Genomic DNA, 21,023 nt, shown 5'->3' with positions numbered 1-21,023 from the left:
CAACCCGGTGAGCGTGAACATCAAGCCGCTCGAGGACAAGATCGTTGTCCAGACGAGTGAGGCCGAGGAGACGACCGCTTCCGGCCTCGTCATCCCCGACACCGCCAAGGAGAAGCCCCAGGAGGGCAAGGTTCTGGCCGTGGGCCCGGGCCGGATCGACGACAAGGGCAACCGCGTCCCGCTCGACGTGAACGTCGGCGACGTCGTCATCTACTCGAAGTACGGCGGCACCGAGGTCAAGTACAACGGTGAGGACTACCTGATCCTTTCCGCCCGCGACGTGCTGGCCGTCATCAACTGACGTCCGCTCGCAGCGCATGACGCCCCGGGCCCCGCACAACGCCGGGGAGCGGGGCGTTCTTGCGTTCCAGACCCACCGGAAGGTAAGCGGAAAACGCTATGCCCAAGCAGATCAAATTCGACGAGGACGCTCGTCGCGCGCTCGAGCGTGGGGTGAACAAGCTCGCCGACGCGGTCAAGGTCACCCTCGGCCCGCGCGGTCGCCACGTCGTGCTCGACAAGAAGTTCGGCGGCCCGACCATCACCCTCGACGGCGTGACCGTCGCCCGTGAGATCGAGCTCGACGACCCCTTCGAGAACCTCGGTGCGCAGCTCGCCAAGAGCGTCGCCACCAAGACCAACGACGTCGCCGGCGACGGCACCACGACCGCGACCGTCCTCGCCCAGTCGCTGGTGAAGGTCGGCCTGCGCAACGTCGCGGCCGGTGCCAACCCCTCTTCGATCGGCCGCGGCATCGAGGCCGCCGCGGAGAAGGTCATCGAGGTCCTCAAGGCCAAGGCCACCCCGGTCAAGGGCCGCGAGAACATCGCCCAGGTCGGCACCGTGACCTCCCGTGACGCCAACATCGGCGCCCTGCTCGGCGAAGCCGTCGAGAAGGTCGGCGAAGACGGCGTCATCACCATCGAGGAGTCGTCGACCCTGGCGACCGAGCTGGTGATCACCGAGGGCGTCCAGTTCGACAAGGGCTTCCTCTCGGCGCACTTCGCGACCAACCCGGAGGAGCAGAAGGCGATCCTCGAGGACGCCTACATCCTGCTCGTCCGCGAGAAGATCTCGTCGCTGGCGGACCTGCTGCCGGTGCTCGAGAAGGTCGTCGAGGCCAAGAAGCCGCTGCTGATCATCGCCGAGGACGTCGACGGCGAAGCGCTGTCCACCCTCGTGGTGAACTCGCTGCGCAAGACGATCACCGCCGTCGCGGTCAAGGCGCCGTTCTTCGGTGACCGCCGCAAGGCGTTCCTGGACGACCTCGCGGTCGTCACCGGCGGCGAGGTGATCTCCACGGAGATCGGCATGAAGCTGGCCGACGCGAACCTCGGCTCGCTCGGCAGCGCGCGGCGCATCGTCGTCACCAAGGACGACACCACGATCGTCGACGGCGCCGGCACCAAGGACGCCACCCAGGCGCGGATCGCGCAGATCCGCAAGGAGATCGAGAGCACCGACTCCGACTGGGACCGCGAGAAGCTGCAGGAGCGGCTCGCGAAGCTCGGCGGCGGTGTCGCGGTGATCAAGGTCGGCGCGGCCACCGAGACCGAGCTGAACGAGCGCAAGCACCGCATCGAGGACGCCGTGGCCGCGACCAAGGCGGCCGTCGAGGAGGGCATCCTGCCCGGCGGTGGTTCGGCGCTGGTCCACGCGGTCAAGGAGCTCGAAGGCGGCCTGGGCCTGGAAGGCGACGAGGCCACCGGCGTGCGCATCGTGAAGGACGCGCTGACCGCCCCGCTGTTCTGGATCGCGACCAACGCGGGCCACGAGGGCGCGGTCATCGTCAACAAGGTGCAGGAGCAGGGCTGGGGCCACGGCTTCAACGCCGCCACCGGCGAGCTGACCGACCTGCTGGCCGCCGGCATCGTCGACCCGGTCAAGGTGACCCGGTCCGCGGTGGCGAACGCCGCCTCCATCGCCCGGCTGGTGCTGACGACGGAGTCCTCTGTCGTCGAGAAGCCGGCCGAGGAGGAGCCCGCCGCGGCGGGCCACGGCCACTCGCACTGACGCAGTACGCAAAGCGGGGCGGTACCTCTCCGGAGGTGCCGCCCCGTTCTCGTCCCCGACCCGGGGAGGGCACTTCCACGTGAAAGTGCCCTCCGGAGGCGACGCTCCGGAGCTTTCACGTGAAAGTGACGACCCCGGAAACGGCACGGAGGGCGGCACCCCACCCGGTGCCGCCCTCCGAGGTCTGTGGCGCGCTCAGCCGCCGGACATGCTGAGCGCGCGTTTGTCCGATTTGATGATGTGTTCCCGCTCGGACTCCGAGAGCCCGCCCCAGATGCCGTACGGCTCGTGCACCGCCAGCGCGTGGCTGCGGCACATCTCCAAGACCGGGCAGCTCAGGCAGACGGCCTTCGCCCTGGCCTCCCGCCGTGCCCGCGCCGGGCCGCGCTCGCCGTCCGGGTGAAAGAAGGACGCGCTGTCCATCCCCCGGCACGACCCTTCGAGCTGCCAGTCCCACATGTCGGCGTTGGGGCCTGGGAGCCTGCGCGTGTCTGCCATCCTGACCGCCTCCGTCATTCGGTCGATGCCGCTACCTGCTCTGCGGTGGTGCCGATACTCCATTCGGTGCAACGGCGGTAACGTTAGAAGCGCGCCAATAGTTGTTCAAGCGATTCGGGTCGATTCAGCCGTTAGGCATCCCCCGGATGTGTGAGCAGGGCTTTCGCCTCCGGTTGCCGACTGCGCTGGGTGCCTGGATATTGAGGCTCGTGGGAGCTGGGTCGGGCACCGAAGAACCCACCCTGCCGGTGGCCTCGGTCGCCCGCCGGCTCGGGGTCGCGCCGTCCACCCTCCGAACCTGGGACCGCCGCTACGGACTGGGCCCCAGCAGGCACACCGACGGCCGTCACCGCCGCTACGGCACCTCCGACATCGGCAGGCTCGAACTGATGCAGCGCGCGTTGCTGAGCGGCGCGTCGACGGCCGAGGCGGCGCGCTACGCCCTCGAGCAGATGCCCCGCTCCGGACCGCCCCAGCCGGAGGGGTCCGGCGCGCCACCCGGGCCCGAGGCGGCCGACGACGGCCTGGAGGTCCGCTCCCGCCTGGCCCGCCGCCTGAGCACGGCGGCGCTGGCCATGGACGTCGGCGCGGTCCAGCGGATGCTCGCGGACACCATCGCCGAGCTCGGCGTGCTCCCCGCGTGGACCGGCGTGATCGAGCCGGTGCTGTCGGCGCTCGGGGCCCGGTGGCGGGGCGCGACCGCGGGCGCGGAGGTCGAGTACCTGCTCGCGGAGTGCGTGTTCGCCGCGCTGGTCCGCGCGACCCCGGTGCTCGACGAGCCCCGCAACACCCGCCCGGTCCTCCTCGGCTGCGTCCCCGGCGAGCGCGACTCGATGCCGATGTACGCACTGGCGGCGTCCCTGGCCGGGCGCCGGATCGGCGCGCAGCTGTTCGGGGTGCCGTTGCCGGCCGAGGTGCTGGCGGTCGCGGTGCGCCGCAGCGCGCCCGCGGCGGTGGTGCTGTGGGCACACGCGCGCGGCGGGGCGGACGGGCGGCTGTTCGCCAGGGTGTCCCGCGGGCGCCAGCGCAGCAGGCTGTTCGCCTGCGGCCCGGGCTGGGACCGGGCCGGGCTGCCGGACCGGGTGGAGCTGCTGACGGACCTCCCGTCGGCGGCGGACCGCATCGAGCACGTCCTGGTCGGCGCGCGGCGGTAGCTGCCCTCGCCGGACGTCGTGAACGACTCGTTCACGACGTCCGGGGCGAACCTGTTTTTGTCGGACCCACCCGCTAGAAAGGACGGGTGCACGAACCCGCCCTCAGGGCCGCCGCGTTCGGGAGCGGCCCGCTGCCCGATCCCGCCGTCGCGCGCGGTCCCGGCAGCCCGCGGGAACGGCTGCTCGCCGCCGTCGTCCTCGGCGCGCAGGGCCGGTACGCCGCCGCCGCGACCCTCCTCGACGCGCTCCGGCGCGGGAACGACCCCCTCCTGGCCTCCCTGGCCGCCAGCGCCCTCGCGTCGCACCGGCGGCAGCTGGGGGGCCACCACCGGGCCCGCGCGCTCGACGGCGAGGCCTTCGCCGGGGCCGCCACCCTCGATACCGCTCCCGACCCCGACGGCCTCGACGCGCACGGCGCCCGTGCCGACGCCCTGCTCGGCCTGGCCGCGGACAACCTCGCCCTCGGCCGCCTCACCGCCGCCCGCAGGCTCGCCGGGCGGGCGGCCGCCGAAGACGCCGGGTGGCGGGCGCGGGTCCGCGGCGGCTGGGTCGGCGCCGAAATCGCCCTCGCCGCAGGTCAGGGCGCCGCCGCCGTGCCGCACGCCGAACTCGCTTTCGAAACCGCGCTCGCCCGGGGTGCGCGGCGGCACACCGTGAAATCCGGGATTGTGCTGGCTGTGGCGCTGCGGGCGGCCGGAGCCCCCGATCACCGGAAGATTTCGGACGACCTTGTCGGAAATGCAATGGCGACCGCGGAGGAATGCGAATTCCTTTCACTTTCGTGGCCGGCGGCGCTCGTGGCGGCCGATCTGCGCCCAGGACACGCCGAGGAGTATCGATTCAGAGTGGCTCAGGTGTTGCACGCAGTGTTACGAAGCGCAGATCCTTGCGGGAGGAGGGTTGCGGGGGAATCACCATGGGTCCCCGTCCCGGGTGGTTGAGCCGTCGGAATGGGGTGTTCCGGCATCCGGGCTAAGAAAGTTCAAAAAAAGCCACCGGATCGTGTCAAGGTTCGGGCTAAAGCGTCCGATAGGGGAAGAGGAATGTCACCCGGCTGCAGGAAGGAAACCCCGTGACGACGGTCTTGATCTGCGACGACCGACGCAGTGTCCGTGAAGGGCTCACCCGAGTGATGTCCGCGGTCCCTGGGGTCAGTCGCATCGACTGCGTAGCGCACGGTGACGAGCTGCTGGCCCGGTACTCCCGTCAGCCCGTCGACGTCGTGCTGGTCGGGACGCAACGCGCGGTCCCGACGGGTGTCGAAGCCACCCGGCGGCTCGTCTCGGCCAACCCCCAGGCGAACGTCATCGTCTTCGGTGCCCCGGACGACGCGGGCAGCATCGCCGCCGCGATCGCCGGTGGTGCCCGCGGCTACCTCCGCTGGGACGCGTCCCGGCCGGAGCTGGTCGCCGCACTGGCCCACACCCTGGCGAGTACCTCGGTGCCCGCGCCCCGTCAGCCGTCCGACCCGGGCGTCCAGCTGACCGAGCGCGAGCTTCAGGTGCTCCGCGGGATGAGCCAGGGCAAGAGCAACGGCCAGATCGGCCGCGAGCTCTACCTGTCCGAGGACACGGTCAAGACCCACGCCCGCCGGCTGTTCCGCAAGCTCGGCGTGCGCGACCGTGCGCAGGCCGTCGCCCACGGCTTCCGCCGCGGTCTGGTCAGCTGACCTGCCGCTCTCCCCGTTCCTGACACGGCCGGTTCACAGGTGACGACGGGCCAGGGCGCACCGCCCTGGCCCGCACCTATGTGGTCCCCATCACATTCCGGCGTTCGATGTGGCGGATCCACTACGCCACCCGCCCCTCCGGCGGATCTCGTACCCGCAGCCGGGCTCGCTCGTTGAATCAGCGACTTCGACCGCGGGTCTGCAGGACGACCCGCAACAACCGGGGCTCCGCCCCGGGCCGGGGGCTCCGCCACCCGGAACCCCTGAAGAACCGTATTTTCGCGGCTCTCGCCGCCGCGGCGCGCCCGGGCCTACCGCGCGCGCCGGTCCGGAGCGAGCCGACGGTACGGTAGCGGTCTCCGGTACGCGGTGGAGGCGACCACGGGCCGGGTTCTTTGCACACCTACACGTAACACTGGGACTGTTGTCTGCGATGGCCAATGTGGGGGATGGACTGGATGAACCGGTCGCCGCTGCTGTCGAGGGAGATCCCCAGGCAGTGGAGCGGCTGCTGGCTGCTATCCGTCCACTGGTAGTGCGGTATTGCCGCGCCCGGGTTGGCAGGCAGGAGCGATCCTTCGCTTCGGCGGACGACGTTGCGCAGGAGGTGTGTCTCGCGGTGCTAACGGCATTGCCCTCGTACCGCGATCAAGGCCGCCCGTTTCTGGCCTTCGTCTACGGGATCGCCCAGCACAAGGTGGCCGACGCGCATCGCGCGGCGGCACGCAACCGCGCCGAGCCGGTGGCCGAGATCCCCGACGAGGTCGAAGGCGGGGTCGGTCCCGAGCAGCGAGCGCTGCAAGGTGAGCTGAACGAGCGGATGTCCCAGTTGTTGCAGGTGCTGCCGGACAAGCAGCGGGAGATCGTGGTGCTGCGCGTGGTCGTCGGCCTGTCGGCGGAGGAGACCGCGGATGCGGTCGGCTCCACCCCCGGCGCCGTCCGCGTTGCCCAGCACCGCGCCCTCGCGCGGCTGAGAAAGGTCCTGGCCGCGGAGGAGGTGATCTGAGTGACCGGTCACGAGAAGAGATTCGAGCCGGACGACGTTTTCGCCAGTGGCCTGACGGCGTCGGAGGCGGAGTTCGCCGCCGACCTGTCGGCGGTGCAAGCCGACGACGCGCTGCTCGACGCGCTCGGCGGGTCCGACCCGGCACTGGCCGACGGTCTCGGCGACCAGGAGCTCAACGCGTTGCTGGTGGCGTGGCGAAGAGACATCGACAGTGAGCCCCTGGCCGAACTCGTCGACGTCGACACCGCCGTGCGCACCGTCAGCACCGCCGCTCTCGCGAAGCGGCACGCCTCGAGCGGACGCCGCCGCAGGCTGCTCGTCCCCGTCGCCGTCGCCGCCGCCGTGCTGGCGATCGCGTTCACCGGGACCGGGCTGGCCGCGCGCTCCGCGCAGCCCGGAGACACGCTGTGGGGCCTCGCCAAGGTCCTCTACTCCGACCACACCCGTTCCGTCGAGGCGGCCGCGACCGCGAAGCTCGACCTCGAGAAGGCCAACCTCGCCATCGCCGGCGGCAACCTCGACGCCGCCCGTCAGGCCCTCCAGGACGCACAGGCCGCCCTGACGCAGGTCACCGACGAGGAGAACCGCGACCAGCTGATGGAGCAGCACCGGCAGCTCGCCGCCCAGCTGCAGAACCCGGAAGCGCCGGTGCAGGGCCCGATCCAGACCTCGGTGCCGGCGGTCGTCCCCGGCGCGCCGTCGTCGCAGGTGCCGCCGGCCGGTTCGGCGACGTCGATCCCCGGCAGCGGCAGCGGCACCACGAGCCTGCCCGGCAGCGGAACGCCGACCCCGACGCCCCCGCCGCCGACCTCCGAGAGCCCGACCCCGACGCCCACCCCGCCGCCGACCAGCACGGTCGCCAGCGGCAACGACCCGGGCACGCCGCGCAGCGAGTCCGCCGGCGGTCAGTCGCAGGGCGTCGGCGAAACGCCGTAGGACAGACGGAGAAAAGCCCTGGTGAGGAAACTCACCAGGGCTTTTCGCTGTCTTGGGAGCGCTCAGTAGGCGCTTTCGTTGGCGGTCACGCCGTCGGCGAACCCGCGGCAGTAGTCCCAGCTCACGTAGTCGCCGGGGTTCGGGTCGTAGGCCGGCTCGTGCGGACGCATCCGCCCGTCGGCCAGCAGCTGCTCGAGGCTGGCCCGCAGCAGGTGCCAGTCGTGGTAGTGCGGTTCGTCGCACTCGCCACAGTCGACGACGATCCCGCGAACTCCGCGGGGTTCGAGGAGGGCCTGGTAGACGGCCAGATCCGAGAGATCGGCCAGCAGCTCGGTGCGTTCGGAGTCGCTGATCGGCTCGTCCAGCCGGTCCTCGGGGTCTCCGAATGCGCGGGCCGGGTCATCCGGGTCGTCCGCGAACGGGTCTGGAGGCAGGACATCGTGCGCCACGGCCTGCACGGTACCGGGCGGCCCCGCCGGCCCGCCCACCGCCCGGGGCGGGCGGCGGGCGGCGGATAAGATGAGGGGAAGGCTCCGAGTCGCCACAGCGACACGCTCATCCCGCGCCAGGAAGGCCCTTCACCCGCTATGACCAGCGACGGCATCACCGCCCCCGTTCCGGCCAAGTTCGCCATGCTCGGCCTGACCTTCGACGACGTGCTGCTGCTGCCGGCCGAATCGGACGTCGTTCCCAGCGCCGTCGACACGAGCTCCCGGCTGACCCGGAACATCACCCTCGGCGTCCCGCTGGTGTCCGCGGCGATGGACACCGTCACCGAGGCGCGGATGGCCATCGCCATGGCCCGCCAGGGCGGCATCGGCGTGCTCCAGCGCAACCTGCCGATCGACGAGCAGGCCGCCGCGGTCGAGGTCGTCAAGCGGTCGGAGGCCGGCATGGTCACCGACCCGGTCACCTGCGCGCCGGACGCGACGCTGGCCGAGGTCGACGCCCTGTGCGCGAAGTTCCGCATCTCCGGCGTGCCGGTGACCGATGCGGCCGGGACGCTGGTGGGCATCATCACCAACCGCGACATGCGGTTCGAGGTCGACCACAGCCGCCCGGTGTCCGAGGTCATGACGAAGCCGCCGCTGGTGACCGCGCAGGTCGGGGTGTCCGCGGACGCGGCGCTCGGCCTGCTGCGCCGTCACAAGATCGAGAAGCTGCCGATCGTCGACGGCGCGGGCAAGCTGCGTGGCCTGATCACGGTCAAGGACTTCGTGAAGACCGAGCAGTACCCGAAGGCGACGAAGGACCCGGACGGCCGGCTCATCGTCGGCGCCGCGGTCGGCGTGGGCGTCGACGGCCACAAGCGCGCGATGACGCTCGCCGAAGCCGGCGTCGACGTGCTGATGGTCGACACGGCGCACGGGCACTCCCGCGCGGTCGTCGACACGGTCTCCCTGCTGAAGAAGGAGCTGGGCGACTCGGTCGACATCGTCGGCGGCAACGTCGCGACCCGGGCCGGCGCGCAGGCCCTGGTCGACGCGGGCGCGGACGGCATCAAGGTCGGCGTCGGCCCGGGCTCCATCTGCACCACCCGGATCGTGGCGGGCGTCGGCGTGCCGCAGATCTCGGCGATCTACGAGGCCGACCAGGCCGCGCGCCCGGCGGGCATCCCGGTGATCGGCGACGGCGGCATCCAGTACTCGGGCGACATCGCCAAGGCCATCGCGGCCGGCGCGTCCACGGTGATGCTGGGCAGCCTGCTCGCCGGCACCGCCGAGTCGCCGGGTGACCTGATCCTGGTCGGCGGCAAGCAGTACAAGGTCTACCGCGGCATGGGCTCGCTGGGCGCGATGCAGTCCCGCGGCCAGGGCAAGTCCTACTCCAAGGACCGCTACGCCCAGGACGACGTGCTCAACGAGGACAAGCTCGTCCCCGAGGGCATCGAGGGCCGGATCCCGTTCCGCGGGCCGCTGTCGAACGTCGTGCACCAGCTGATCGGCGGCCTGCGTGCCGGGATGGGCTACGCGGGTGCCGAGACGATCGCGCAGCTGCAGGAGGCGCAGCTGGTCCGGATCACCGCGGCCGGGCTCAAGGAGAGCCACCCGCACGACATCACGATGACCGTCGAGGCCCCGAACTACACGACCCGCTAGCTCCCGGCTCCGAGCGCCCCAAGGTGGCCTTGGTTGCGTTCAACGCACCGAAGGCCACCTTGGGTGCGTTGAACGCACCGAAGGCCACATTGGGGCGCTGGTGGCCGGTCCTCGCCGAGTCTCCGTGGAGAAGGTCTGTTTCGGTGACCTAGCGTGCTTACGGTAATCGGCCTATCGCCTTGCGTGGCAGTCGTGGTGTGCACTGGGACGCATGACGGTCGGCAGGCTCACCCAGGTGCTGCGCAAGGTGTTCTTCACCGCCGTCGCCCTGGTGTCCCTGTTGCTCGGCGGCGTGGTGTGCCTGATGTGCCAGGTGCTGGCCGGCCGGGACGCGCCGACGTACCGCGTGGAGGGCCAGGTCGTGTCCCACACGCAGGGCGCGCTCCCGGTCGGCGGTGACGAGGACGTGGAGAGCCACACGGTCGAGGTGGCCGCCGCCGGAGGCCGGCACTACCGCGTCACGGCGGTCGCCCCGGGCCTGGAACTCCCGGCCGGCCAGCCGGTGACGCTCGACGTCTCCACGGCGGACGGGAGCATCGCGTACCTGCGTGCGGGCGGCAGCGTCGTCGACCTGCGCCCGGGCGTGGTCCGGCCGGTCCTGCTGATCGCGGCCAGCCTGCTGGCCCTCGGCGCGGTGTACTTCGGCGCGGTCCGGCTCAACGTCTACCCGCCGGTGGCGACCTGGCTGGCCCTCGCGCTGGGCGCGCTGCTCGCGCCGGTCGCCGTGTTCGTGCGGGTGTGAAGCCGTGGCCGGGAATCGGTTCGCGGCCGCGCTGGGCGCGGCCTTCGTCGGGACCTCGCTGGCCTTCGGGACGTACGGGGTCCTCGACGCGGGCGGACCGGCCGGGTGGGAAGAAGCCACCGTCCAGACGCGGGGCCAGCACGTGGAGAGGACGACAGGCCGCCTGTACGACCTCGTCCTCCGCACGGCGTCCGGCGAGCACTTCGAGGTCAGCTCGCCCGACGCGACCCTCGACCTGGAGCCGGGATCGCCGGTCCGCCTGGAGATTTCCGAGGTCGGGCGGTCGGTGCAGGCCGTGGAGGCACGCGGTCACCGGGTGGGGGTGGGGAATTCGCCCGTCGCCGTCGGCGTCTTCGCGGTGCTGATCGCGGTCATGACGCTGGTCTTCACGCTGATCTGCGTCACGCAGGCGGACCGGCCCGCACTGGCCGCGCTGAGCGCGGCAGCCGGGTTCCTGGCGGGCGCACTGCCCGTGGTCCTGCTGTTCTAACCCCCGTGCGTGGGTCACCCACGCGGCCTAGCGACAATGGGGCACGGCAGATTGTCGTCGGCGGAGGAGGCTTCACGTGCGGGACCTGGTCGAAATCGGGATGGGCCGCACCGCGCGGCGGGCGTATGACCTCGACGACGTCGAGATCGTGCCGTCGCGGCGGACTCGCTCGTCTTCGGTGGTGTCCACCGCGTGGCAGATCGACGCCTACCGCTTCGACCTGCCGCTCGTCACGCACCCGACGGACGCGATCGTCTCGCCCGGCACCGCGGTCGCCGTCGGCGAGCTCGGCGGCCTCGGCGTGCTCAACGCCGAAGGGCTGTGGGCGCGGCACGCCAACGTCGAAGACGCCATCTTCCAGCTGGTCCGCGCGGCCGAGGACCTCGAGGACCCGACCGCCGTCGGCCGCGTGCTGCAGGAGCTGCACGCCGCGCCGATCCGGCTCGACCTGCTGACCGAGGCGATCAAGACCGTCCGGGAATCCGGCGTCACGGTGGCCGCCCGCGTCAGCCCGCAGCACGCCGCCGAGCTGACCCCCGACCTGGTCGCGGCCGGCGTCGAGATCCTCGTCGTCCAGGGCACGATCATCTCCGCCGAACACGTCCAGCGCGACGCCGAGCCGCTGAACCTCAAGGACTTCATCGGCCGGCTCGACGTCCCCGTCATCGCCGGCGGGGTCAGCGACTACCGCACCGCGATGCACCTCATGCGCACCGGCGCGGCCGGGGTCATCGTCGGCCACGGCTACACGCCGGGCGTCACGAGCACCGACCGCGTGCTCGGCATCGGTGTCCCGATGGCCACCGCGATCATCGACGCCGCGGCCGCCCGCCGCGACTACCTCGACGAGACCGGCGGCCGGTACGTGCACGTGCTCGCGGACGGCGGCATGACGGTGTCGGGCGACATCGCCAAGGCCATCGCGTGCGGCGCGGACGCCGTGATGCTCGGCTCCCCGCTGGCCGCCGCGTCCGACGCGCCCGGTCAGGGCCTGTACTGGACGGCGGCCGCGGCGCACCCGTCACTGCCGCGCTCGCGCGTGGCGGCCGGCCCCGACTACGCCGTCGACCTCAAGACCCTGCTGTTCGGGCCGTCGTCCGACGCGGAAGGCGCGGTGAACCTCTTCGGGGCGCTTCGCCGCGCGATGGCGAAGACGGGTTACTCGGATCTGAAGGAGTTCCAGCGGGTGGGCCTCACCGTCCGGCGGTGAGGTGCGCGCGGAACGCGGCGAAGGCGGTCGCGGAGTAGACGAGGACCGGCCGGGGCGCCGCCTGCTTGGTGTCCCGGACCCCGACCACGCCGGGGCCGGTGCCGATCTCGACGCAGGCGTTCTCTTCGAAGTGGCTGTGGCTCGACTTGCGCCAACCGGTGAGCGTTCGTGGGCTCATCGTGGTGTCTCCCGCGATTGTGTCCCGATCGGCGGTGATTCGCCGACGTGGACATCAAACTCACCGAAGGTTACCCACAATTGTCACGGGCAAGCCTAACCGGCGAGTAACTTACCTCTGGTCAGAACGCGGAGCCGCAGCTACGCTCCAGGTGTGACTGCCAGTAACACCACCACCAGCGCGGGTGGCCCCGACTACGACGTCGTCGTGGTGGGGTCGGGGTTCGGCGGCAGCGTCGCGGCGCTGCGGCTCACCGAAAAGGGCTACCGGGTAGCCGTCGTCGAGGCGGGCCGCCGGTTCGCCGACGACGAGTTCGCGAAGACGTCGTGGGATCTCAAGCGCTACCTGTGGGCCCCGCAGGTCGGCTGCTACGGCATCCAGCGCATCCACATGCTCAACGACGTCATGGTGCTGGCGGGCGCCGGTGTCGGCGGCGGTTCGCTCGTCTACGCGAACACGCTGTACCGGCCGCTCAAGCCGTTCTACCGCGACCGGCAGTGGGCGCACATCACCGACTGGGAGGCCGAGCTCGCCCCGCACTACGACCAGGCGAGCCGCATGCTCGGCGTCGTCACGAACCCGACGATCACCCCGTCGGACGTCGTGATGCGCGAGGTCGCCAAGGACATGGGTGTCGCGGACTCGTTCCACCCGACGCCCGTCGGCGTCTACTTCGGCAAGCCCGGTGAGCGGGCCGGGGATCCGTACTTCGGTGGCGCCGGCCCCGAGCGCACCGGCTGCACCGAGTGCGGCTCGTGCATGACCGGCTGCCGCGTCGGGGCGAAGAACACGCTGGTCAAGAACTACCTCTACCTGGCCGAGCAGGACGGCGCGCAGGTCATCCCGCTCACCACGGTGACTTCGGTGAAGCCGATCGACGGCGGCTACGAAGTCAGCCTCAAGAAGACCGGGACGACCTCGAAGAAGTTCCGGACGACGATCACGGCCGGGAAGGTCGTCTTCGCCGCCGGCACCTGGGGCACGCAGAACCTGCTGCACCGGATGAAGGACACCGGCACGCTGCCGAAGCTGTCGCGGCGGCTCGGCGAGCTGACCCGCACGAACTCCGAGGCCATCATCGGCGCGGCCCGGACCGACGTCGACGAGAGCCGGAACTTCAGCCGCGGTGTCGCGATCACGTCGTCCATCCACCCGGACGAGAACACCCACATCGAGCCGGTCCGCTACGGCAAGGGCAGCAACGCGATGAGCCTGCTGCAGACGATCGCGACGGACGGCGCCTCGCCGGTGCCGCGCTGGCGGCAGGCCGTCACGTTCATGCTCAAGCACCCGGTCCAGGCGGCGAAGCTGCTCAACGGCTACCGCTGGAGCGAGCGCACGGTGATCCTGCTGGTGATGCAGAGCCTGGACAACTCGATCACGACGTACACGAAGCGCGGGCTGTTCGGCCGCCGCAAGTACACGTCGAAGCAGGGCCACGGCGAGCCGAACCCGAGCTTCATCCCGGCCGGCCACGAAGCCAACGAACGCACGGCCGAACGCATCGGCGGCATGGCGGGCGGCACGTGGGGCGAGATCTTCGACATCCCGCTGACCGCGCACTTCATCGGCGGCGTCCCGATCGGGGCCACGGCGGAGGAGGGCGTGATCGACCCGTACCACCGCGTCTTCGGCTACCCGGGCCTGTCGGTGGTGGACGGCGCGGCGATCACCGCCAACCTCGGCGTGAACCCGTCACTGACGATCACGGCCCAGGCCGAGCGCGCGTTCTCCCTGTGGCCGAACAAGGGCGAGGAGGACCTGCGGCCGGCCCAGGACGCGGCGTACGCCCGGCTGGAGCCGATCGCGCCGAAGAACCCGGCCGTCCCCGCGGAAGCGCCGGCCGCGCTGTATCGATCCTCCCAGGGCCTCTCCTCCTAGAATCGGGGCCGTGACGGCATCCGAGAAGGCACACGCACTGCTCGAGGGCATCCGGAAACTCGACGACGAATGGGCGCGGGCCATCGGCGGCCTCGGCGAACCCGAGCTGCGCGCCCCCAGCGCGTTGCCCGGCTGGTCGCGCGCCCACGTCCTCACGCACCTCGCCCGCAACGCCGATGGCCTGCAGAACCTGCTGGTCTGGGCGAACACCGGCGTCGAGACCCCGATGTACCCGAGTCCCGAGGCCCGCGACCGGGACATCGAGACCGGCGCCCAGCGCGCCGCCGCCGACCTGCTCGCGGACTTCGTCGCGTCGGCCGGGCGGTTCGAGCAGTACGCCGCCGCGATGCCGGACGACGCCTGGGCGCGGGAGGCCCGCAACCGGCAGGGCGCGCCCGTCACCGGGGCCGTCGTGGCGCGGATGCGGCTGTCCGAACTGACCATCCACCTCGCCGACCTCGACCGCGGCTACGACCTCGATCGCGTGCTCGCCCTGCTCGGCCCGCTCACCGAGGACGTCGTCCAGCACGCCATCACTTCGCGCGGTGCCCACCTGCCCGCCCTGCGCCTGGCCGCCGACGGGTTCGAATGGACGATGGGTGCCGCCCCGAAGACGACCGTCCGCGGGTCGGCCGGTGCGCTGCTGGCCTGGCTCACCGGGCGCTCCGACGGGGCCGCCCTGGACGGTGCCGTGCCCCGGATCCCGGCCTGGTCGTGACCGTTCCGCTGCACCCGGTGATCGCCTTGCGCCCGCTCTACACTGGGCGTTCCCGGCACCGAGGAGTCCGCTGTGGACAGTGAGCACGACCAGGGGCGGCCCGGCGTCCCGCGGCGGACGTTCCTGCGCGTCGCGGGTGTGTCGGCCGCCGGCGCCGTCGTTGCCGCGTGCGCGCCGGAGAACCCCGCGGCGCCGGTCGCCTCGACCGCCCCGGCGGCCACGACGTCCGCGCCGCCCGCCACCCGGCTGCCCACCGGGCCGCCGAACTGGGACGACCTGCGCTCCCAGCTGACCGGCAGCCTGCTGCGCCCGGGCACCGACGGCTACGACACCGCCAAGCACGGCTTCAACCAGCTCTTCGACGGCAACAACCCGGTCGCCGTCGCGACCGCGTCCACCGCCGAGGACGTCCAGGCCTGCGTCCGGGCGGCCGCCGGGCGCGTCACCATCGCCGCGCGCAGCGGCGGCCACAGCTACGCCGGTTACTCGGTGCCCCAGGGCGGGCTGGTCATCGACGTGGCCGCGCTGAACAAGATCGACGTCCAGGGCGGCAAGGCCGTGATCGGTGCCGGAGCGAAGCTGAAGGACGTCTACGCCGCGCTCGCGCGGGCCGGGCGCGCGCTGCCGGCCGGGTCCTGCCCGACGGTCGGGATCGCCGGGCTGACCCTCGGTGGCGGCATCGGCGTGCTCGCCCGCAAGTACGGCCTGACCTGCGACCACCTGAGCTCCGCGCGCGTCGTCACCGCCGACGGCCGGGCGCTGACCGCGTCCGCGGGCTCCGAACCGGACCTGTTCTGGGCCCTGCGCGGCGGGGGCGGCGGCAACTTCGGCGTTGTCACCGAGTTCACCTTCGACACCGATCCGGCGCCGCCGGAGCTGACGGTCTTCTCGCTGCAATTCCCGGCCGGTTCCGGAGCCGGCGTGCTCGCCGCGTGGCAGCAGTGGATCGCCGCGATGCCGCCGGAGCTCTGGGCGAACCTGGTGCTCTCGGGCGGGTCGCCGGTCCAGTGCCGCGTCAGCGGCTGCTACGTCGGGGGCGTCGCCGGGCTGACCACCCTGCTCAACAACCTGACCACGAACGCGGGCGCCCGGCCGACGCAGCGGGTGGTGAGAACCGTGGACTACCTCGGTGCCATGAAGTACTTCGAGGGCGGCTCGAACCGCCAGTCGTTCATCGCGTCGTCGCGGATCATCACCACCCCGGTCGACGCCGCGAAGGTCGTCGCGGTCGCCGACGGCAGGCCGGGTCTTGACCTGCTCATCGACAGCCTCGGCGGCGCGGTGGCCGGGCCGGCCAAGGACGCCACCGCGTTCTGGCACCGCGACGCGCTGGCCGGCGTCCAGGTCTACGCGCAGGCGACGGCGAAGACCCGCGCGAAGGTCACGCAGACGGTCGGCGAGGTCGTCGCCGGACTCGCCGCGGCCGGTGCGGACGGCGGGTACGTCAACTACATCGACCCAGCCCTGCCCGACTGGAAGACCGCCTACTACGGCGACAACGCCAAACGCCTCGTGGACGTCGCAGGCAAGTACGACCCCCAGAACGTCTTCCGGTTCGGGCAGGGCGTGATCAGCTAGAGGTCGATGCCGGTGAAGACCGTGACGCGCTCCTCCGTCAGGTCGTGCATGGCCGCCAGCACGCCTTCGCGGCCGACGCCGGAGCCCTTCACGCCGCCGTAGGGCATCTGGTCGGCGCGGTAGGACGGGACGTCACCGATGATCACGCCGCCGACCTCCAGCTCCGCCGACGCGTGGAAGGCCAGCTGGACGTCGGTGGTGAAGACGCCGGCCTGCAGGCCGTACGCCGATTCGTTGACCGAGCGGAAGGCGGCGTCCACACCGTCCACAACGGACACCGCGAGCACCGGGCCGAAGATCTCCTCGTTCCAGGCCTTCGTGTCCGGCGGGACGTCGGTGAGCAGCGTCGGGGCGACCGTCGCGCCCTCGCGGGTGCCGCCGGTGAGCAGCTTCGCGCCCGCCGCCACGGCCTCGTCGACCCACGCGACGATCCGCTCGGCGGCGGCTTCGTCGACCACCGGGCCGACGTCGGTGTTGCGGTCGTACGGGTCGCCGGTCCGCTGGGCCTCGACGGCCTCCCGCAGCGCGGGCACGAACTCCCCGGCCACGGCGGCGTCCACGATCACCCGCTGCACCGCGATGCAGGACTGGCCGGCCTGGTAGTTGCCGAAGGTGGCGATGCGGTGCGCGGCGCCTTCGGGGTCGGGCCAGTCGCGCAGCACGACGGCCGCCGCGTTGCCGCCGAGTTCGAGCACGACGTGCTTGCGCGGTGCGGCGTCCTTGAGCGACCAGCCGACCGGGCCGGAGCCGGTGAACGACACGACCGGCAGCCGCGGGTCGGCGACGAGTGCCTGTGTCTGCTCGTTCCCCAGCGGCAGCACGGAAAACGCGCCTTCCGGCAGGTCCGTCTCGGCCAGGATCTCGCCGAGGACCAGGGCCGCCAACGGGGTCCGCGGCGCGGGCTTGACGACGATCGGCGCGCCGATCGCCAGCGACGGCGCGACCTTGTGCGCCACCAGGTTGAGCGGGAAGTTGAACGGCGCGATGCCGAGCACCGGCCCGCGCGGGACGCGGCGGGTCAGCGCCAGCCGCGCCTCGCCCGCGGGGTCGGTGTCGAGGCGCTGGACTTCGCCGGTGAAGCGGCGGGCCTCCTCGGCGGCGATCCGGAACACCGACACCGCGCGGTTCACCTCGGCTTCGGCCCACTTGAGCGGTTTGCCGTTTTCGGCGGTGATCACCTCGGCGATCTCCTCGGCACGCGCGGCGAGCACGCGGGAGACGTGGTCGAGCGCCCCGGCGCGCAGGTGCGCGGGGCTGCGCCGGAACTCCTTGGCGACCGCGGCCGCGGCGGCCACCGCGCGTTCGACCTGGTCCGGCCCGGGCACGGCGACCGTGGCGACCTCACTGCCGTCGTACGGGTGGTGCACGACGAGGGTGGTGGCGCCCGGCTCCGGGCGGCCGGCGATCCAGGCGGGGCGCGGCTCGGGGGTGATCATGTCCATGCGTACCAACGTAATCCGGGTGGGGACACGACCGGTGTACCCCCACCCGGACGGGTCACGGCTTGATGAGCACCTTCAGCGCTTCGCGGTCGGCCATCGCGCGGTAGCCACCGGGGGTTCCTTCGACGCCGATCGTGCGGTCGAAGACCTTGCCGGGCTGGTACCTGCCGTCGAGGACGTCCGGCAGCAGCTCGGGGATGTAGTGCCGCGCCGGGGCGACGCCGCCGGTGACGGTGATGTTGCGGCGGAACAGCGCGGGGCCGATCGGGCCCTCTTCGTACTGCGGGACGCCGACCCGGCTGACCGCGCCACCCGCGCGCACGACCCCGACGGCCATCTCGAAGGCGGGCTTCGTGCCGACGCATTCGAGGACGGCGTGGGTGCCTTCGCCGCCGGTCAGCTCGCGAACCTTCGCGATGCCCTCTTCGCCGCGCTGGGCGACGACGTCGGTCGCGCCGAACTCGCGGCCGAGGTCGGTCCGCGCCTGGTGGCGTCCCATGAGGACGATCCGCTCGGCGCCGAGGCGCTTGGCGGCGAGGACGGCGGACAGGCCGACGGCGCCGTCGCCGATCACGGTGACGTTCTGGCCCTTCGTGACGCGCGCCTTCGTCGCGGCGTGGTGCCCGGTCGGGAAGACGTCGGACAGCGTCAGGAGCGACGCGAGCAGCCCGTCGTCCTCGGTGTGCGGCACCTTGACGAGGGTGCCGTCGGCCTGCGGCACGCGCACGGCCTCGCCCTGACCGCCGTCGACGCCGTTGGCGCCCCAGAACCCGCCGTGCACGCAGGACGTCTGCAGGCCTTCGCGGCAGAACCGGCAGGTGTTGTCGGAGTAGACGAACGGCGCGATGACGAGGTCGCCCTTGGCGACGGTGGTGACGTCCGCGCCGGTCTCTTCGACGATCCCGAGGAACTCGTGCCCGATGCGGCGGCCGTGCTCGCTCGGCGCCATGTCGGCGTACGGCCACAGGTCGCTGCCGCAGATGCAGGACCGGACGACCCGCAGGATGACGTCGGCCGGCTCCACCAGCTTCGGATCGGGGACGGTCTCCACCCGCACGTCGCCGGCGCCGTAGATCACTGTCGCTCGCATGCCAGTCCTTTCGTTAGCTTCCCTAAGTAAGACCGGCGGCGAGGGGACAGGCATTCCGAGGTGTGTTCACCGTGACAGACGGCGGCCGGGCGGGCCACTCACGACCGGTTGCGGTGGAGGTCGCGCAGCCGCAGCACCTCGGCGCAGTGGTGGATCATCTCCCGGTGGATGTGCAGCACCAGCGTCGCCATCGGGTACTCCGCGTACGGCCCCTCGGCCGGCCCGCACGGCCGCGCCAAGGCGTCCTCGTCGAGTGACTGCACCCCGGCGACCCACTGCGCGTAGAGCTCGTCGAGCTGCTCCAGCGCCTCGGCGGCCGTCCCGGGGTACGGGTAGGTGTCGTAGCCGATCGGCGCGCCGCCGAAGTGCGATCCGATCCGGGCGCCCAGCACGCCCACGAGGATGTGCCCGAGCCGCCACGCGATCGTCGTGACCGGCGGCGGCGTCGGCTCGGGGAAGGCGAAGTCGATGGTGAACGGGCCCGTGCCGGGCTCGTCGTCCGACTTCCGCGGCCGCACGGTCCAGCAGCCCGCGACCGGTTCCCAGAGGTATTCGTCGTCGGTGAGGCCCTCGAGCTTCGGGCGCACCAGCACCTTCCAGTGGAAGTCGAGCTGATCGGTCAGTTCCTTGGTCCAGTTCACAGCCATACCGGGCACCGTAGGCGCGATTCAGGACAGGACCGGCCCTGAATCCCGGGTGACCCGGCCCACCTGGGACGATGGCGGGGAACCCACTTCTCGTCTGGAGGCGCCAGGTGCCCAACCCCACCGGTCCGGTTCTCGTCGTGGACTTCGGGGCGCAGTACGCGCAGCTGATCGCCCGGCGCGTCCGCGAGGCGCAGATCTACTCGGAGGTCGTCCCGCACACCGCGTCGACCGAAGAGATCCTCGCGAAGAACCCCGCGGCGATCATCCTCTCCGGCGGCCCTTCGAGCGTGTACGCCGAAGGCGCGCCGGGCATGGACCCGAAGCTCACCGAAGCCGGCGTGCCGATGTTCGGCATCTGCTACGGACACCAGCTGCTGGCCAGCGCGCTCGGCGGCGTCGTCGAGCCGACCGGGGTCCGCGAGTTCGGCCGCACCGACGTCCGCGTGACGGGGGACGGCGGTGTCCTGCACGCCGGCCTGCCCGCGCACCAACCCGCCTGGATGAGCCACAACGACAGCGTCACCAAGGCCCCGGAGGGCTCGGTCGTCACCGCCTCCTCCGACGGCGCCGAGGTTGCCGGCTTCGAAGACGTCGAGCGCCGCTTCGCCGGCGTCCAGTACCACCCGGAGGTCGCGCACTCGCCGCACGGCCAGGAGGTCCTGCGCCGGTTCCTGCACGACATCGCCGGCATCACGCCGCAGTGGACGACGACGTCGATCGTCGAAGAGCAGGTCAAGCGGATCAGCGAGCAGATCGGCGACGGCCGCGCGATCTGCGGCCTGTCCGGCGGCGTCGACTCCGCGGTCGCGGCCGCGCTGGTCCAGCGCGCCATCGGCGACCGGCTGACCTGCGTGTTCGTCGACCACGGCCTGCTGCGCGCGGGCGAGCGCACCCAGGTCGAGCAGGACTTCGTCTCCGCCACCGGGGTCAACCTCGTCACGATCGACGCGCGGGAACGCTTCCTCGACGCGCTGGCCGGCGTCACCGACCCGGAGCAGAAGCGCAAGATCATCGGCCGCGAGTTCATCCGCGTGTTCGAGCAGGCCGAGCGCGACCTCAAGGCCGCGGGCGACTACCGGTTCCTGGTCCAGGGCACGCTGTACCCGGACGTCGTCGAGTCCGGCGGCGGCGAGGGCACGGCGAACATCAAGAGCCACCACAACGTCGGCGGCCTGCCGGACGACCTGCAGTTCGAGCTGGTCGAACCGCTGCGGCTGCTGTTCAAGGACGAGGTCCGCAAGGTCGGCACCGAGCTGGGCCTGCCCGAGACGATCGTGCAGCGCCAGCCGTTCCCCGGTCCCGGCCTGGGCATCCGCATCATCGGCGCGGTCGACCAGGAGCGCCTCGACACCTTGCGCGCGGCGGACCTGATCGCCCGTGAAGAGCTGACGGCGGCCGGGCTGGACCGCAGCATCTGGCAGTGCCCGGTGGTGCTGCTCGCGGACGTCCGCAGCGTCGGCGTCCAGGGCGACGGCCGGACCTACGGGCACCCGGTGGTGCTGCGGCCGGTGTCGTCGGAGGACGCGATGACCGCGGACTGGACGCGCCTGCCCTACGACGTCCTGGAGCGGATTTCCACGCGCATCACCAACGAGGTCGCGGAGGTCAACCGGGTGGTGCTGGACGTGACGTCCAAGCCGCCGGGCACCATCGAGTGGGAGTGACCGGCCCC

The 21,023-nt window shown here is 71.9% G+C and carries 21 protein-coding genes; 15 read left to right on the top strand and 6 right to left on the bottom strand.

The features are described from left to right. Positions 1 to 7 precede the first annotated feature (7 nt). A complete protein-coding gene (groES, locus tag ACLJQE_RS13675; protein ID WP_004559922.1) occupies positions 8 to 301 on the top strand; it encodes a co-chaperone GroES in 294 nt (97 codons plus the stop codon). 98 nt (positions 302 to 399) lie between these two features. Beyond that, positions 400 to 2,013, top strand: a complete 1,614-nt coding sequence (gene groL / locus ACLJQE_RS13670; protein WP_410639555.1) for a chaperonin GroEL — start codon at positions 400 to 402, stop codon at positions 2,011 to 2,013. 195 nt (positions 2,014 to 2,208) lie between these two features. Here groL and ACLJQE_RS13665 read toward each other — a convergent pair whose 3' ends face one another. Next, the gene (locus ACLJQE_RS13665; protein ID WP_033261506.1) at positions 2,209 to 2,511 is read right to left on the bottom strand and encodes a WhiB family transcriptional regulator; all 303 of its coding nucleotides are present in this window, start codon (positions 2,509 to 2,511) and stop codon (positions 2,209 to 2,211) included. Between the two features lie 248 nt (positions 2,512 to 2,759). Here ACLJQE_RS13665 and ACLJQE_RS13660 point away from each other — a divergent pair, with 248 nt between their 5' ends. From ACLJQE_RS13660 to ACLJQE_RS13640, 5 genes are all read left to right on the top strand, one after another. Then, the gene (locus ACLJQE_RS13660) at positions 2,760 to 3,665 is read left to right on the top strand and encodes a MerR family transcriptional regulator (protein WP_410639798.1); all 906 of its coding nucleotides are present in this window, start codon (positions 2,760 to 2,762) and stop codon (positions 3,663 to 3,665) included. Positions 3,666 to 3,751: 86 nt separating this feature from the next. Beyond that, complete coding sequence (locus tag ACLJQE_RS13655) at positions 3,752 to 4,606, top strand: hypothetical protein (protein WP_410639554.1); 855 nt, start codon at positions 3,752 to 3,754, stop codon at positions 4,604 to 4,606. Between the two features lie 131 nt (positions 4,607 to 4,737). Beyond that, positions 4,738 to 5,334: a response regulator transcription factor gene (locus ACLJQE_RS13650; RefSeq protein ID WP_003073605.1), complete on the top strand. Its 597-nt coding sequence runs from the start codon at positions 4,738 to 4,740 to the stop codon at positions 5,332 to 5,334. A 433-nt stretch (positions 5,335 to 5,767) separates the two neighbouring features. After that, on the top strand, positions 5,768 to 6,340 hold the full coding sequence (locus ACLJQE_RS13645; RefSeq protein ID WP_026468912.1) for a sigma-70 family RNA polymerase sigma factor: 573 nt from the start codon (positions 5,768 to 5,770) through the stop codon (positions 6,338 to 6,340). Continuing rightward, positions 6,341 to 7,276, top strand: a complete 936-nt coding sequence (locus ACLJQE_RS13640) for an anti-sigma-D factor RsdA (protein ID WP_410639553.1) — start codon at positions 6,341 to 6,343, stop codon at positions 7,274 to 7,276. Positions 7,277 to 7,338: 62 nt separating this feature from the next. On the opposite strand, the gene ACLJQE_RS13635 is transcribed toward ACLJQE_RS13640, so the two are convergent. Beyond that, entirely contained in the window at positions 7,339 to 7,734 is a 396-nt protein-coding gene (locus tag ACLJQE_RS13635; RefSeq protein WP_003073549.1) for a DUF5319 domain-containing protein, read from the bottom strand. Between the two features lie 129 nt (positions 7,735 to 7,863). Here ACLJQE_RS13635 and guaB point away from each other — a divergent pair, with 129 nt between their 5' ends. From guaB to ACLJQE_RS13615, 4 genes are all read left to right on the top strand, one after another. Further along, positions 7,864 to 9,375, top strand: coding sequence for an IMP dehydrogenase (guaB, locus tag ACLJQE_RS13630; RefSeq protein ID WP_410639552.1), 1,512 nt, complete (start codon positions 7,864 to 7,866; stop codon positions 9,373 to 9,375). 211 nt (positions 9,376 to 9,586) lie between these two features. Further along, complete coding sequence (locus ACLJQE_RS13625; RefSeq protein ID WP_410639551.1) at positions 9,587 to 10,117, top strand: hypothetical protein; 531 nt, start codon at positions 9,587 to 9,589, stop codon at positions 10,115 to 10,117. A gap of 4 nt (positions 10,118 to 10,121) precedes the next feature. After that, positions 10,122 to 10,607 carry a hypothetical protein gene (locus ACLJQE_RS13620; protein WP_410639550.1) on the top strand — a complete coding sequence of 162 codons (486 nt, stop codon included), beginning with the start codon at positions 10,122 to 10,124 and terminating at the stop codon, positions 10,605 to 10,607. Between the two features lie 76 nt (positions 10,608 to 10,683). Then, positions 10,684 to 11,817, top strand: a complete 1,134-nt coding sequence (locus ACLJQE_RS13615; RefSeq protein ID WP_410639549.1) for a GuaB3 family IMP dehydrogenase-related protein — start codon at positions 10,684 to 10,686, stop codon at positions 11,815 to 11,817. Here ACLJQE_RS13615 and ACLJQE_RS13610 read toward each other — a convergent pair. Next, positions 11,801 to 11,995: a DUF397 domain-containing protein gene (locus ACLJQE_RS13610; RefSeq protein WP_410639548.1), complete on the bottom strand. Its 195-nt coding sequence runs from the start codon at positions 11,993 to 11,995 to the stop codon at positions 11,801 to 11,803. The genes ACLJQE_RS13615 and ACLJQE_RS13610 overlap by 17 nt on opposite strands. 153 nt (positions 11,996 to 12,148) lie before the next feature. Here ACLJQE_RS13610 and ACLJQE_RS13605 point away from each other — a divergent pair, with 153 nt between their 5' ends. From ACLJQE_RS13605 to ACLJQE_RS13595, 3 genes are all read left to right on the top strand, one after another. After that, on the top strand, positions 12,149 to 13,876 hold the full coding sequence (locus ACLJQE_RS13605) for an FAD-dependent oxidoreductase (RefSeq protein ID WP_410639547.1): 1,728 nt from the start codon (positions 12,149 to 12,151) through the stop codon (positions 13,874 to 13,876). A 10-nt stretch (positions 13,877 to 13,886) separates the two neighbouring features. After that, complete coding sequence (locus ACLJQE_RS13600) at positions 13,887 to 14,594, top strand: maleylpyruvate isomerase family mycothiol-dependent enzyme (protein ID WP_410639546.1); 708 nt, start codon at positions 13,887 to 13,889, stop codon at positions 14,592 to 14,594. Positions 14,595 to 14,666: 72 nt separating this feature from the next. Further along, a complete protein-coding gene (locus ACLJQE_RS13595; RefSeq protein ID WP_410639545.1) occupies positions 14,667 to 16,172 on the top strand; it encodes an FAD-dependent oxidoreductase in 1,506 nt (501 codons plus the stop codon). Here ACLJQE_RS13595 and ACLJQE_RS13590 read toward each other — a convergent pair. The 3 genes from ACLJQE_RS13590 to ACLJQE_RS13580 form a co-directional block, all read right to left on the bottom strand. After that, on the bottom strand, positions 16,169 to 17,614 hold the full coding sequence (locus ACLJQE_RS13590; protein WP_410639544.1) for an aldehyde dehydrogenase family protein: 1,446 nt from the start codon (positions 17,612 to 17,614) through the stop codon (positions 16,169 to 16,171). The genes ACLJQE_RS13595 and ACLJQE_RS13590 overlap by 4 nt on opposite strands. A gap of 55 nt (positions 17,615 to 17,669) precedes the next feature. Further along, a complete protein-coding gene (locus ACLJQE_RS13585) occupies positions 17,670 to 18,704 on the bottom strand; it encodes a zinc-dependent alcohol dehydrogenase family protein (RefSeq protein WP_410639543.1) in 1,035 nt (344 codons plus the stop codon). Positions 18,705 to 18,802: 98 nt separating this feature from the next. Then, on the bottom strand, positions 18,803 to 19,351 hold the full coding sequence (locus ACLJQE_RS13580) for a DinB family protein (RefSeq protein WP_410639542.1): 549 nt from the start codon (positions 19,349 to 19,351) through the stop codon (positions 18,803 to 18,805). 107 nt (positions 19,352 to 19,458) lie between these two features. Between ACLJQE_RS13580 and guaA the strand changes: the two genes are divergently transcribed. Then, the gene (gene guaA, locus ACLJQE_RS13575; protein ID WP_410639541.1) at positions 19,459 to 21,015 is read left to right on the top strand and encodes a glutamine-hydrolyzing GMP synthase; all 1,557 of its coding nucleotides are present in this window, start codon (positions 19,459 to 19,461) and stop codon (positions 21,013 to 21,015) included. Positions 21,016 to 21,023: the final 8 nt, after the last annotated feature.

This window comes from Amycolatopsis sp. lyj-346 (assembly GCF_046548975.1).
GTDB lineage: Bacteria > Actinomycetota > Actinomycetes > Mycobacteriales > Pseudonocardiaceae > Amycolatopsis.
This window is presented reverse-complemented; position numbering and strand designations above follow the sequence as displayed.